At 58.4% G+C, this 14,045-nt stretch carries 13 protein-coding genes and 1 pseudogene; 3 read left to right on the forward strand and 11 right to left on the reverse strand.

Translation table 11 applies throughout. The annotated features are described in order from the left end of the window. Positions 1–284: 284 nt before the first annotated feature. The 7 genes from GR198_RS16935 to GR198_RS16965 form a co-directional block, all read right to left on the reverse strand. Positions 285–698 (reverse strand): DUF3830 family protein, encoded by a 414-nt coding sequence (locus tag GR198_RS16935; RefSeq protein WP_018072093.1) that lies wholly within the window; start codon positions 696–698, stop codon positions 285–287. A 204-nt stretch (positions 699–902) separates the two neighbouring features. Continuing rightward, positions 903–1,631, reverse strand: a complete 729-nt coding sequence (locus GR198_RS16940) for an amino acid ABC transporter ATP-binding protein (protein WP_164069289.1) — start codon at positions 1,629–1,631, stop codon at positions 903–905. Further along, a complete protein-coding gene (locus tag GR198_RS16945; RefSeq protein WP_409514054.1) occupies positions 1,628–4,561 on the reverse strand; it encodes an FAD-dependent oxidoreductase in 2,934 nt (977 codons plus the stop codon). Before GR198_RS16945 ends, GR198_RS16940 begins: the two co-directional genes overlap by 4 nt. Before the next feature lie 11 nt (positions 4,562–4,572). Beyond that, positions 4,573–5,463 carry a 4-hydroxy-tetrahydrodipicolinate synthase gene (gene dapA / locus GR198_RS16950; protein ID WP_164069290.1) on the reverse strand — a complete coding sequence of 297 codons (891 nt, stop codon included), beginning with the start codon at positions 5,461–5,463 and terminating at the stop codon, positions 4,573–4,575. 15 nt (positions 5,464–5,478) lie between these two features. After that, positions 5,479–6,171 carry an amino acid ABC transporter permease gene (locus GR198_RS16955; RefSeq protein ID WP_164069291.1) on the reverse strand — a complete coding sequence of 231 codons (693 nt, stop codon included), beginning with the start codon at positions 6,169–6,171 and terminating at the stop codon, positions 5,479–5,481. Positions 6,172–6,248: 77 nt separating this feature from the next. Next, complete coding sequence (locus tag GR198_RS16960; protein ID WP_164069292.1) at positions 6,249–7,085, reverse strand: ABC transporter substrate-binding protein; 837 nt, start codon at positions 7,083–7,085, stop codon at positions 6,249–6,251. A 115-nt stretch (positions 7,086–7,200) separates the two neighbouring features. After that, positions 7,201–7,854 carry a GntR family transcriptional regulator gene (locus tag GR198_RS16965; protein ID WP_312876452.1) on the reverse strand — a complete coding sequence of 218 codons (654 nt, stop codon included), beginning with the start codon at positions 7,852–7,854 and terminating at the stop codon, positions 7,201–7,203. Between the two features lie 112 nt (positions 7,855–7,966). Between GR198_RS16965 and GR198_RS16970 the strand changes: the two genes are divergently transcribed. From GR198_RS16970 to GR198_RS16975, 3 genes and pseudogenes are all read left to right on the forward strand, one after another. Continuing rightward, entirely contained in the window at positions 7,967–8,650 is a 684-nt protein-coding gene (locus GR198_RS16970; RefSeq protein WP_164069294.1) for a GntR family transcriptional regulator, read from the forward strand. Between the two features lie 30 nt (positions 8,651–8,680). Further along, positions 8,681–8,814 (forward strand): annotated as a pseudogene (locus GR198_RS35855) (IS701 family transposase); the annotation flags it as partial. A gap of 151 nt (positions 8,815–8,965) precedes the next feature. Beyond that, positions 8,966–9,823: a LysR substrate-binding domain-containing protein gene (locus tag GR198_RS16975; protein WP_164069295.1), complete on the forward strand. Its 858-nt coding sequence runs from the start codon at positions 8,966–8,968 to the stop codon at positions 9,821–9,823. A 92-nt stretch (positions 9,824–9,915) separates the two neighbouring features. Here the strand turns inward: GR198_RS16975 and GR198_RS16980 are convergent, their stop codons facing one another. The 4 genes from GR198_RS16980 to GR198_RS16995 form a co-directional block, all read right to left on the reverse strand. Continuing rightward, positions 9,916–11,214, reverse strand: a complete 1,299-nt coding sequence (locus GR198_RS16980; protein WP_164069296.1) for an aspartate aminotransferase family protein — start codon at positions 11,212–11,214, stop codon at positions 9,916–9,918. After that, entirely contained in the window at positions 11,187–12,473 is a 1,287-nt protein-coding gene (locus tag GR198_RS16985) for a TRAP transporter large permease (protein ID WP_130853424.1), read from the reverse strand. The genes GR198_RS16980 and GR198_RS16985 overlap by 28 nt, the downstream gene beginning before the upstream one ends. Then, the gene (locus GR198_RS16990) at positions 12,470–12,934 is read right to left on the reverse strand and encodes a TRAP transporter small permease (protein ID WP_164069297.1); all 465 of its coding nucleotides are present in this window, start codon (positions 12,932–12,934) and stop codon (positions 12,470–12,472) included. Before GR198_RS16990 ends, GR198_RS16985 begins: the two co-directional genes overlap by 4 nt. 94 nt (positions 12,935–13,028) lie before the next feature. Beyond that, the gene (locus GR198_RS16995; RefSeq protein ID WP_029870943.1) at positions 13,029–14,027 is read right to left on the reverse strand and encodes a TRAP transporter substrate-binding protein; all 999 of its coding nucleotides are present in this window, start codon (positions 14,025–14,027) and stop codon (positions 13,029–13,031) included. Positions 14,028–14,045 lie beyond the last annotated feature (18 nt).

Below are 14,045 nucleotides of genomic sequence, written 5' to 3' on the forward strand. Positions count from 1 at the left end.
GCCGCTCTTTTCGCAAGTTCGAAGTCAAAATCAAAAGACATTTCGGGCCTCGTCCAACATTTGGAAGTCTCGAAGAAATTCTCGTAGACTAGAATGCAGGAAACGTGCCAACCGCTGCGTTTGGCGGTGCTGGCACGCCGGCGTCAACCTTGTCGCCTCGCGCTATTGCGCCTAGAGCATGATGCCGAAAAGTGTGAGCGGTTTTCGGACGACATCATGCTCTAACTATTTAATTTAAAACAGGATTCAGATTTTAGGCCGACCCGGCCTAAAATCATCCTGCGCTAGGATACGGCCTCAAATCGAATGGATTGCGCGCCTTCCCACAGCGTGAGGCGCCCTATTTCGGCGAGTTGGTCGAGATTGGATGTGATTGTGATGAAATGATTGCCAGCCAGTTGGCCCATTTTCGATGAAAAATCGACGCCTCCGTAGGCAAGCAGGATTTCCGTTTCGCTAATGCCTCCCGGGTAAAGGATGATATGACCGGGGGCCGGATGGCTTGTATGGTTCTCATAACCGACGCCGAAATCATGGTCGCCAAGCGGGATCCAAACGCCCTCGCCAGACCAACGAACGTGCACGATTTTACCATCGAACGGCATCTGCTTGATGAATGCTTCACAGGTTTTGGGCGCTCTGGCTGTTTCCAGGACAGCGTCGAAGATGAATGGCCCTGCTGTAATTTTCAGTTTCATGATGTCGCTCTTGTTAGATTTGACTGCTTGTTGATTTGTCTCGCCGCGGCTTTCCGATATTGCCCGTGGCCCTTAGTACCCACCAGGACGCCGTTTTCGACGACAGGCTTTCCGGCGACAATTGTCGTTATTGGCCGTCTTTGATGCCGGTCGCCACCGTGCCGTTCTGAATGATGAGATCGTAGTTGCTCACAGGCCTGACCTTCAGTGTTGCAGGATTTTGCCAAGGAAAGCTTCGGTTCGTGGGTTGTGTTTTCCCGCGAAAAACTCCTCGCTCGGACGATCCTCGACGATCTCGCCCTGATCGATGAAAATCACGCGTGTCGCCACCCGGCGGGCAAATCCCATCTCATGGGTGACGACCATCATCGTCATGCCGTCCTTTGCCAGTCCGGTCATGACGTCGAGCACTTCGGAAATCATCTCTGGATCAAGCGCGGATGTCGGCTCGTCGAAGAGCATGGCGAGCGGATCCATCGCGAGCGCCCGCGCGATCGCCACGCGCTGCTGCTGCCCGCCGGAGAGTTGGCTTGGATATTTGTTCGCGTGGTCCGTCAGCCCAACGCGATCAAGAAGCGCCATGGCCTTCGCGTGGGCTGCCGTTTCGCTGCGGCCAATGACAATCTTCTGCGCCAGCATGATATTGCCGATGATCGTCAGATGCGGAAACAATTCGAAATTCTGGAAGACCATGCCTACCCGTGTGCGAAGGTTCGGCAGGTCGGTCTTCGGGTCGCCGACTTCGATACCATGCACCCGGATCGAACCTTCCTGAAACTGCTCGAGCCCGTTGACGCATTTGATCAACGTCGATTTGCCCGACCCCGAGGGACCGCAGACAACCACGACCTCGCCGCGCTCGACGTTCACCGAGCAGTTCTTAAGGACAGCGAACTGACCGTAATATTTGGTAACGCCAGTGATCTCAATCATGCCCGGCCTTTCTGGAAACGCGAGATGGAAAAGGGTTGCAAGGCTCTATCGGTCTCGCGACCGAGAACGAGCCGAGATGTTAACTGGCCGACGATCGGGCCGAGCGTATAGCCGTTTGACGTGACGGCGTTGAAGAACCCGGGCATTGACGGATGTTCGCCGAGGATCGGCGCACCGTCGATATTGATGTTCATCGCCGCCCAACTTCGGATGACGTGAAGTTTGCGCAGAGCGGGGACGACATGCTGGGCAACCCAAAGGTTCCCCTCAAGGCTCGACAGGAGCGGGCGCGGATGTTGATGGACGGGATCGAGGCCTGCGGTCCAGCCGCCGCCGATGATGAAGTTCCCGTTTGCCGCCTGCTTCAGTGTCAAATGGCGGTCGGCATGGGCGACGAGACACGAGATCAAAGGCGCTGCGGCCTCGGTAACCACCATCTGCAGCGGAGCACCAAATACCGGCACATCGACACCGAGCATCGCGCCGATCCTTGAAGCGAAGGCTCCGGCCGCATTGACGATCCGTTTTGCCCGCAATATGCCCCTCGATGTCTTGACCTCGAACCCGTCGTCCGAGGTCCTTATTCCGGTGACCTCGCAATTTTCGAAGACTTGAGCGCCGTCTCGCCGCGCCGCCTCCAATATATATTGCGTAGCGACGAGAGGATTGATCTTGCCCTCCTGGGAGCAGTAGGCAGCGCCGACGAAGTGAGAAGACAGAGCAGGCTCCAGGGAGCGCAGTTCCTCTTGCCCGATCAAGCGGCAATCGATCCCGGCCGCGCACTCCACCCCGACCTTTTCCGCCAGAAAACGCATGTGGTCATCGGTTTCGGCCACCATGAGGCCGCCTGTGACCTTCATCTCGAAATCCTGACCGAGCTCGCTTTGCAGTGCGGCCCAAAGAGCGATTGAATCGCGCTGGAGGGGAAGTGTTTGTGCGGCGGCTCCGCCGCCACCTTCGGCACGGGCACCATGGTCGAAGGAAAGCAACTGGGCATGAAGGCTTCCTGCATTCCCTCCTGATGCCAGCGAGTTCGCAAAAGCGCGCTCCACCACCACAACGTCCTCGCCTTCCCGGGCAAGGAAGAGCGCCGTCGAAAGGCCTGCAATGCCGGCGCCGATTACCAGCGTGGACGTTTCCGCCACCGGCAAAGCTTGAGGGCTCGCCAATGGAGGTTTTTCCGGCAAAAGGGCGCGCTTGTGGCCGCCCCATTCCGGCTTTTCGACCGCAAGCGCCGCCAGCGGAATGGGTCGAAGTGGCATTTGCGGAGCCAGAAAACCGCTTGTTTCGCCCGTGAGGTGCCGTTCTTTCACGACGTCAGCGATCGCTTTGCCGCAGTAGCGGCTCTGACACCGCCCCATGCCGGCACGCGACAGGCGCTTTAATGTCGAGACGTCCTGCGCACTATCTACGCTGAGCGTCCTCAAGACACCGTAAGTCACGCCTTCGCAACGGCAGATCAATGCATCATCTGGCGGAATTGCCGTCTTTGTCTTTGCATCGTTCTTCGGCGCAAAGACCTTCCAAAGGGCCTCTTGAAAGCGTCTGTGGCGGGCAAGCCTTTTCACTGTGCTTTCGTCGGCTTGGACAAGGAGGCCCAGTTTTCGCGCAATCGCCGCGGCGGCGATCTGCCCTTCTGCCATCGCAACATGCGCACCGCCGAAACGCGCCGCTTCACCGACAATATGCACGTTTGCAAGCGTTGTCTGACCGTCGAGACCCCGCACTGCCCGCAGATCGCTGCCGACGACCTCATGGCCGCACCCGAGTAGCCGCGACAGCTCATTGGAGGATGTGAAATTGCCGCCGATAAGGACCGTGTCAGCATCGAGATTGGTCTCACCGCCTGGTCCGGCAAACGTGACGTTCTCCACACGCTGCAAACCGTTGATCGAGGTGAGCACGCTATTCCAGCCTATCTTGACGCCCGTGGACCTAAGCGACGATATCTGGCGCAATCCGTGGCGGGCGAGAGCGGGATCTGTTGTCAGAAGGCCGAGGGCTGCTGCAGGGCGAGACCAGGGTGGCGGCGCTGCTTCCAGCAAAGCGACTATGGAGGCTCCTGCCTTTCGAAGTTCGTTTGCGACCTGCATATTCAAAGGACCGTTTCCGGCGACAATGATCCTTCGGCCGGGAACGGTGCCATAGCTCCTCAGCAACGTCTGGGCGGCCCCTGTTGTCATCGCACCAGGAAGTGTCCAACCCCTGACTGGCGTTGGGCGTTCGTAGGCCCCCGTCGCGATGATCAGTATTTTCGGCTTGCAGTAAAACGCATGGCCGGACCCATAGCAGGCGATAATAAGCGAACTGTCGTTATCACGTGCGGCACCCCACACCACCGTAGCGGTTAGAAATGTCACGCCGTGATCGCGCACTTGCCCTATAAGCGCTGCGCCGGACAAAGCCTGCTCGTCGCCACTCAATTGCTCAGTGGCGCTCCGTGTCGAGGGTTGTTTGAAATACTGCCCGCCGGCAGACGGCCGTTCATCAATAACAATCACCTTGGCACCGGCCGCAGCAAGGGCCTGCGCGGCGGCAAGCCCTGCAGGTCCCGCTCCGACGATGAGAACGTCCATCGTCCTTGTCGTCAAGGACTGCGGCACACCGCAGAGATCGGCAATCTGACCAGTGGCAAGATTCGACCGCGCAGCAGGGCGCAGGACCTGCATGTCATTGTCGACAGTGGTCATGCAGGCCCGCTGGCTGACTTTTCCGTCGATCGTCACGAGGCAATCGTGACAGACACCCATTCCGCAGAAGAGGCCACGGCCGTCGCCTTTGATGCCTCGGGAAAATTCATGCCGCCCCGTCGCCTCGATGGCGGCGGCAACAGACATGCCCTTTTCGGCAAATATCTGCAGACCGTCGACCGAGAGCCTGACCCGCGCATCGTCGGGCCTCAAACTCTGGTTTATGGAAGCGACGGGCATCATGGAATTCCTCAGACGCTGAACGTCAGACCGAAATCGGCCACCAGCCTCTTCATGGCGGCATCCTGCTCGGGTGGCAACGGTAGGCGCGGCGGACGCGGCAGGCCTGCGCCAAATCCCATGTGGGTCAGCAGTGACTTCGTTCCTGCGACATAGGCCTGACCCCCGACCGCCTGAATGACAGGTAGCCATTTGAGGTAAAGCTCTCTTGCCTCATCGAACTTTTTCTCATTTGCGACAAGTTCGAAGATCCGCGCCATCGGTCCTGGCGCAACATTTGAAGCCACTGCCACCCAGCCCTGCGCACCCATAACGAAAGACTCGAACCCGAGAATACCCCCGAACACAGTCATATCGTCGCCGGCCAGCCGGATGATATCGCGCACGCGCGTCACTTCGAGGGTGGACTCCTTGATATAATCGCAGCCGTCGATTTCGGCGATGCGCTTGACCAACTCCGGCTTCAGATCGACGTTTGCGGTCGCGGGATTGTTGTAGACCATAATCGGGATGGTCACGGCAGACGCAATGCTCTTGTAGTGGTGAACGAGTTCGTCATCCGTTGGGGTCGAATAGAACGGTGGAATAATCATGACGCCGTCAGCGCCCATTGCTTCGGCCTTGACGCTAAGGCGAATGGACTCCCGCGTATCTTCCGCTCCGGTGCCGATCAGAACAGGCACCCGTCCCGCGACAGTTTCGATGACGGTCCTCGCCACACTTTCGCGCTCTTCCTCGCTGAGCGACAGAAACTCACCCGTCGATCCAAGAGGGATCAGACCATGGATACCTTCCTTGACCTGCCAGTCGGTAAAGGCAGCCAGCCCCTTCAGATCTACCGCGCCGCTGGGATCCAAGGGCGTAATCATCACGGTGTAGACACCGCGGAACGTCTTCTGCATTTGAAAATCCTGGTTCTAGCGCTTCTCGTTAATGGAAAGCCGAGATCCGGCTTGACCGAGACGCTTTTCGATATGGTTCTGGAAGAAGTCCCAGAGTGTTGTGAGGAGGAGGTAATAAATCGCCGCGACCGCAAACAGTTCGAGCACCATGAACCGCTCCTGGATGAGAACCTGGGTCCGGCGAAGGAGTTCTTCGACCGAGATGACGGAGGTGACAGAGGTCGTTTTCAAGAGACCGTTCACCGAATTGCCGAGAGGCGGAACGATAACTTTAAAGGCTTGCGGCATGACGATGTAGCGCATGATCTGACGCTCCGTCATGCCGAGCGCGCGCGCGGCCCTGGTCTGGCCTTCCGGCACGGCTTCGATACCGGCGCGAATGATCTCCGCGAGATAAGCCGCCTCGTTGAGAGCCAATCCGAGCAACGCCGCCTCTATGACGGTGAACTTGATGCCGAACAGTGGAAGCGCCGTGTAGATCGCAATCAACTGTACAAGAAGCGGCGTGCCACGAAAAAGCCAGATATACGCCTTGGCAATGTAATATGGCACCCGCCGTGACGATCGCCGCATCAATGCAAGGGCAAAACCAAGAATTAGCCCCGCAACCAACGAGACGACGGTGAGCCAGACGGTCGTGAACACCCCGCCAAGTATAAAGGGGTTGAACAGGTAACCGAAGAAGCCAGACCAGTTCCAAAGCGACATGAAGACGACCTTCTGCAAGAGCGCTGGCGCGACGTGGTCGCGCCCCGCCTCATCTCTAAACGATCTTTGAAATCAGTTCAGCGGCCGGGGCCTTTGACCGAATAGTCACCCGCGACCATCGGCAGACCGTATTTGTCAAAGAGCGCCTTCAGAGATCCATCCGCCTTCATGTCTTTCAACGTCGCAGACACGGCATCAGCCAAAGCCGGGCTTTTGAATGCGACAGAAACCGGAGCGGGGTAGAGGCCGCTGATTGCCCGTTTGAAGTCCCCGCGGGAATCGTACTCCTTGGCGACCGCGTCGATCGACACGACACCCTGGACCTGGCCTGCCCGCAGAGCCTGGAAGGCCAAGGCGAAATTATCGAACGTCTGGATGGTCAGGCCTTCCTTGCCCGCGTCACGCAGTTCCTTGTCGAGAAGGCGTATCTTTGTTTCCTCGAAACCACCAATTTCGACACCGATCGTCATGCCGGCCAGATCATCTTTTGCGGCGACGTTTTTCTTCGAATCCGGCGCCACGGAGACGCTGATGGCCTGATCTTCATAGGGGATCATCTGCATGATCTTGGCGCGTTCCTCGGTGAAGAAAATGCCCGTATTGATCATGTCCCAGCGGCCAGCCTGCAGACCCGGAACCATCGCGGAGAATTCGATGCGGACATATTCGGGTTCAAGGCAAAGGCGCTTGGCGATCTCTTTACCGAGGTCGATGCGCATGCCCTTCAGATCACCCGTGGAGTCGATGAACTGGAGCGGAGGAAGCGTTGGATTGGTCGACATGACGAGCGTGCCGGGCTTGATCAACTCGCCTGCCGCCACTTTGGGTTCGCAGGATTGAGCGAAGGCAAAAGACGCTGTGACCGACAGGAAGGACGCGGCAAGAACGCTGCGAGAGAAGTGTGAACGGAGCATGGAGAGCCTCTGGAGTTCGGTTCTTTATCGTTGGATCCCGACCGTGCATTCAAGTGGGATCCCACTTTTATACAAAAGTCCACCGTGGATGCAAGTGCATTCTCAACTCATCGATTCAGTAGTTCGCAAGCACGCCCTGACGGACGACTTCGAGATGATCGGTCATGGCTCGGCGAGCCGCCTCGGCATCGTTGGAGGCTAGGGCAAGCAGGATCGCTCGATGTTCTAGCACGCCCGGCTTTGCGCGCACGACAGGCAGCTGCCGCTCGAAGATCGTTGTGTAGCGCCGCATCTCCCCGATTGTGGTTGCCATAAATGGGTTGCGGCTTTCGCTTGCGATATAGTTGTGAAGCGCATCGTCAAACGCCCAGACCACCTCAGGGTCCGGTTCGGGGTCGGCCTCGATCTCGTCAAGCATCCTTGTCAAAGGGTCCAGCTCACGTCGCGAAACATGGGGACTGGCGAGCGCTGCCGCCGTTGGTTCGAGCAGCATCCTCATGGTGAGGCTGTCAAGGTAGTCCTTGAGACTGATGACCCTGACCGAGAGAACGCCTTTTTCGTTTCTGACAAGTAGTCCCTCTCCTTCGAGACGTCCCAGCGCGTGGCGCATGGGAGAACGCGAAACAGCATGTTTCGTCGCCAGGCGGCGTTGCTGGACGACCGATCCCCCCGCGAGCCTGGCTGATAGAATATCGGCCAGCAGGGAACGGTAGGTTTCGTCAGCAAGGCTGGAGTCGCCAACTTCATTCAGACCATCGTCCATCTGCACTCGTTCCAGTCCTTTTCCAAATCGGCTATCATATGTAACAAGTGATCGCGTAAGGAAAGCGCGGTGCCGCGTCGAGCGGCCAACGCCCTAAAGAACAAGGAAATGGCAGACGGTGACAGACGCCTTAGCGGCCCCGGGTCGGAAAATCGCGGAGAAAGGGCAGCACAATCTTGCATCGCTGACCTACAAGGCCGTGTCCGACATGATCCGGCATCGCCGGCTGAAAGGCGGGCACGTCATCGTTGAGGCAAGGCTTGCCGAGACACTCGGGATTTCGAGGACGCCGCTGCGCGAAGCGCTGCAGAGGCTAGAGGGCGAAGGCCTGGTTCGCAAGGGCGATGGCCGAAACTACGTCGTGCGACAGGTGGATGTCGGCGAGTATCTTCAAAGCTTGAAATTGAGGTTGTTGATCGAACCTGAAGCAGCGGTATTGTCGATCAACGCCATTCCGCGACGACTTTTGATGAGCGTCCGGCAGGAAATTCACGACCTTTTGGGCGCGACGGCGTATCACACAGATGCGCATTGGTTCTCGGACGACAATCTTCACAATATGATCATTGATCATTGCGGCAACGCGGTCATGGCAAAGGTACTGCGGGAGCTTCGGGCGACCACGCGTCTCTTCGAAATCGACCGCCTGAAAGATCGCTTGAAGCCGGACTCCACGGAACACCTCGTTATCATCGAGGCGATCGACCGGGGCAACGTCGAGGAAACGCGCCGAGCTGTCGCCCAACACATCGAAAGCCTAATCGCATTTACGCGAATGCATCTACAAGTCGCTGACCTTTAGTATTGCAGTTGCATTTTTCTGTGTCACGACAAGACGGGTTGGATGCGGGCGGAGGCGGCGGGCGACACCGGCCCGCGGTGGCAGCAGGCTATTCTGGGCGTGGTCATTGGGGCGCGGCTGGTTTGTGCGACATCGTGTGTATCCATGCCCTTGAGACATTGGCTGGCCAGATCGGCGTGTTCGCGTCATGGCCAGCGCTTTACTCACCTGAGGAAAGGGAGAATGATATCTGCAGTCCGGCGGTCTTTTGGTGAAGCTCGCTTAGTCGGAACGATCAGATCGCCGCACGTCCCATAGCGAGTTCCAAGGTTCAAAATGCAGCACTTCGACACAGATGCGCTCGCGACATTCGTGGCAGTGGCCGACGCCGGTGGCTTTACTGCAGCAGGGATGAGGATCGGCAAGTCGCAAGCGGCCGTCAGTCTCATCATCGCCCGTTTTGAAGAACAGATCGGGCGGAAGCTGTTTGACCGGACAAGACGCGGCGTGCACCTGACTGAAACAGGCGAGATCCTGATTGGCTATGCCCGCCGTATCATTGCGATCGAGGACGAGGCGCTGGCAGCGCTCGATCCAGGTGCCATGCGCGGCTATGTCCGTCTTGGAATGCCGGACGATTACATCGAGCTGTTTGGCAAGCCTTTGATCGAAGAGTTTTCGCGCGCCAATCCCCGTATCCAGGTCGAGATCCAGTGCGACTTCTCCCGCTCCCTCGAGGCGATGGTCGAACACGGCACTATCAATCTCGCTATCATCACTCGTGCGCCGGATTCAATCGTCGGCGAATTGCTGCGTCGCGAGCCGCTGGTCTGGTGTGGACCTCCGGATGGGCAGATTGAACGACAGCGGCCCCTCCCTCTTGCCTTGTTTCCAGAGAAGGATTGTCGAGCACGGCCCCATATCGTCCACGCTCTCACCCAGGCCGGCATCGGATGGCGAGCGGCATGGACATCCTCACATCTGCCGTCGATTCAGGCGGCGCTGGATGCGGGTGCCGCGGTTACGGCTTTGCCGGCCTCGGTCGTCGCTTCGCGACACCGCCGCCTGACCACGGAAGACGACGGCCTGCCGTCGCTGAAACCGCTCGAGATCGCCCTTCTCGTTCCACATGGCGCGCGCGCCGCTGTTCGCACGGTCGCCAGCTTTGTCCGCTCGCATTTTCAGCAGCTTTGACACTATCTACTGTCGCCGTGATCAGGGTCGCGATCCGGCGAACGGCCCGTTGCAAGGCATATGGTTTTGAGAATCCAAAAACAGCAAATTGGCTAAGCCGCCATGTCTCTTGCAGCGTCTTCAAAAATACCAATCATCTCGTCGATAACGCCATCGGTGTGGGCATTGGAAAGATAGAGACGACCGAAGGCAAACGGCATGATCAACAGCCCGCGGCGGCGAAGCGCCTCGTGAAGTTTGAGGGTCATGACGGCATTTGCCCTGTCCAGCGTCTCTGCGTAGTTCGAGGGCGGGCTATCGGCAAACCAGATTGTAAACACAGAGCCCTCCCCAGAGGTTGTAACCGCCCTGCCATAACTGGCAAAGGCTGAATTTATGCCATGCCTCAACCGCTCGCCGCGCGCCAGCAAGGCGGCGTAATCGAGGTCTCTCAGAACCTGAAACGTTGCGGTGACGGCGGCTGTGGCCACAGGATTGCCGCTGTAAGTCCCGGCGCGGTTGACTGGACCCTCTTCTGCAAGCGCCATGAGGTCGGGTCGACCGACGACTGCGGCCACTGCGACGCCGCTGCCGATTGCTTTGCCGACGGTGGCCAGATCTGCTTCCACCTCCATGCTATGCCCCGTCAGCCCGAAACGCGTGCGAAATCCCATCAGCACTTCGTCGAGAATGACAAGCGCGCCATGGCGCCGCGCCGTCGCTTCCACATGCGCAAGATACCCGGGCGCTGCCGGGATGCATCCCGCATTGGCCAGCATCGGTTCCAGGATGACGGCAGCGATGCTACTGTTTTCCGCGAACAGTTGATCGACGTCATCGAAGTCGTTGAAGCGCAGCAGCGTGGTTCGCTCGTGCACCGGCCGTGCGTTTGTGAGCATTGCCGCATCGGCGGATCCCGCCTGGCCCAGCGTAACGTCGTCATACCAGCCATCATAGCCGGCAGCCATTTTTGCGATATAGGAGCGGCCCGTGGCAGCGCGAGCGAGCCGGCAGGCGAGATGAACAGCCTCGCTACCGGTATTGGTAAAGATCGCCCGCGACAAATGCTGCGTCGCAGCGGTCAGCACGCTGGCAGCTTCCTCCTCTCCATCATGGGCAAAGGCCGGCATCGGCCCATTGCGCAGGGCGGCAGTGACTGCCTCGACAACCAGCGGATTCGCATGGCCGATCACCGTCGCCCCAAATCCGAGCGCCGTATCGATATACTGGCGCTGTCTGTCGTCCCAGATATAGGCGCCTTGGGACCGTCGGGCGACAAAGGGTTTGCCGTCCATGGGTGGCAAGGCCCGCCCGGCGCTGGAGATTCCCCCAACCAGATGTGTCGTCATCGTATTTGTCCATTCGTTGCGGCCACGGACGGTTGCTAGAACCCGAAGTAACGCGGAAGCCATTCCGTCGTCTCCGGAATGAAGGCGACGAGCAGGAGGCAGATGTTGCTGGTAATGAAGAACGGGATAAGCCTGCGCGTAACCGCGTTCACCCCGACCTTGGCGACGTTGCAGACGACGAAGATGTTGGTGCCCACCGGTGGGGTGAACAATCCGATACCCAGCGCCATGGTGAAGATCAGACCAAGCTGATAGGGCTGTAATCCGGCTTCCATGCCGATCGGATGTAATATCGGTGCGAGGATGATCAACGAAGGCCCAAGATCCGCCCAGGTGCCGACGAAGGTCAGAAGCGCCAGAATCAGTAGGATGGTGATTGTCGGACCGGCTCCCCAAGCATGAAGGAGCCCGGCGGTCCATTGCGGAATCTGCTCGACGGTCAGTATCCAGGAAAACGGAACGGAAACAGCCATGATGATCATGATCGCGCCGGTCATGCGCACCGTCTCCACCCCAATCTTCCAAAGGCCGGCCAAGGTAATTTCGCGGTAGAGGACGCCTCCGACCAGAAGAGCCCAGACCACTGCCACGAAAGCAGCCTCCGTTGTTGTCGCAAGCCCACTCAGCATGGAACTGAGAACCGCAATCGGCATCATTAACGCAGGAAGTGCCCGCAAAAGGTGCTTGCTGAAGCTTGTTACGGTCGGACGGGTCTCCGATTTTGGAAAGTTCTCCTTCACCCCAACCCACCAGGCCGTGAGCATGAATGTGACCGCCAACATAAGACCTGGAATGATGCCTGCTGCAAATAGCCCGCCGATCGACGTATCCGTTATGACCCCGTACATGATCATGACGACGCTCGGCGGAAGAATGATGCCGAGCGTACCGGCCGCAGCGGTGACGGCTGCAGCGAAGTCTCTTGGATAGCCCCGTTCGGCCATCGCCGGGATCATGATGGCACCGACAGCACCCGTGTCGGCCGTGGCCGATCCGGTAATTCCGCCATAAATCATGCAGGTCGCGACATTGACGACACCCAATCCTCCTCGCACCCAGCCGACCATGTCATTGGCAAGGTCGATGATCCGGCGTGTCAGGCCACCCTCGTTCATGATGCCGCCGGCGACGAGAAACAGCGGGATGGACGCCAATGAAATGGAATCGGCTCCCATATAGACCTGTTGCGCAAACCAGGAGGGTGGGAGCGGAACCAGACCGAAGTAAATGACGACAAGAGTGGAAAACGCGATCGACCATGCGACCGGCACACCAGTGTAGAGCGTGATGGCGAAGACGCCGAAGAGAACCAGAAGCGTCATTGGCCACGCTCCCGGAATGCCGAAACGATGCGCGCAATGGCGATGATGGCGAGAGTGGCGCCCATGAAGACGATGATGCTCTGAACGGTCCAACTCGGCGCGCGCATAACGGGGGTCGGAACAAATCCCGTGCGCGCAAGCATGGCCTTGCCGCTCCACAGAAAGGCGGCGGCAACGGTGAGCAGGATGAGATTGTGATAGATGCGAAACCAGCGGTTCCGGCCACTGGTGGACGTGTTGCCGTCGATGGAAACGTTTTCGCCGGCGACCTCCGACAGAACAGCACCGATCGCGGTCGTCCACAAGAACTGGATGCCGACCATTTCAAATGACCAAGTGATTCCGGAAAGACCGAGATACCGGCCTACGGCACCAAGCCCGGTAGAAAGGATTAGGGCGACGACAACGAGGACACCAACGATCGTCATCACGAAGACCGCTGAAGAAGCGAGGCGTTTCATAGGGCTTTCCATCAAAGGAGGACGTGGCTGCACAGGCAACGAATGCGGCAAGGACACGTCGGAGGACCGATTGCATCCTCGCCCTAGGCATTGCCTATTTTCCGGCTGCTGCCGAGCGCACGGACGACACCAGATCGTCGCCCCATTCCGCCCCGAATTTCACATAGACAGGATCAACCATCGCACGGAAGGGTGTCGTGTCCACCGTCGTTACGGTGACACCCTTCGACTTGAGATCCTCAATGACCTGAGCATAGACTTCGTCAAGTTTTCCGCGGTACCAGATCGTCGTCTCTTCGACTGCTTTGGTCACCGCAGCCTGGTCTTCCGGGCTCAGAGCGTCGAAGCGCTCCTTGTTCATGAACCAGTAATTCGGCGTCCAGATATAGTTCGAGACAGACAGGAACTTCGCGCTCTCATACCATTTCTGATCCGCGAAATCGCGTATTTCCGGCTCCACGCCGTCGACCACATGCGATTGCAGCGAGGTATAGACTTCCCCGAAAGGAATCGATTGCGGCAGGGCACCCAGCTGTTCGATGGTTGCGAGAATGACCGGGTTCGGCGGCGTCCGCAGCTTCAGACCCTTGATATCCTCCGGTGTAGCGATTGATTTGCTGACGGTTGCAAATTGACGGAAACCGGAATCAAGCGCGCCGAGCATCTTGAAGCCGTTGTCTGCACCCGTGTCGAAGACCTTTTTCCCGATTGGTCCGTCGAGAAAGGCGTGCGCCGCTTCTGCATCGGAAAACAAGAACGGCAAGGTGACGACGTTGAGCTTCGGATCGATCGCATCCGCAACACCGCCTAGCCCGATATCGATGGAGCCGGAACCGACACCATCGGCGATCGGTCCCTCATCGCCCAACTGACCATCTGGAAAAATCTGGACGGTAAGGCCGCCCTTGGTTTCGCCGGCGAGCTTGTCGGCGAACACCAAGACAGCCTCCTGAATGAGGCTCTTCGAGCTTGACGCGTGGGCGAGCCGAAGAGTTTCGGCATTCGCTTGGCCGGTGCAAAGCAACAGGATGCCAGCGATGGTGGACATGGAAAGGCGACCGGCGTGAGCCCGCATGATATTGAATTCTAACATGTTACCCTCTTTGTCATT

Origin of the sequence: Rhizobium leguminosarum (genome assembly GCF_010668065.1) — a bacterium.
GTDB classification, from domain to species: domain Bacteria; phylum Pseudomonadota; class Alphaproteobacteria; order Rhizobiales; family Rhizobiaceae; genus Rhizobium; species Rhizobium leguminosarum_S.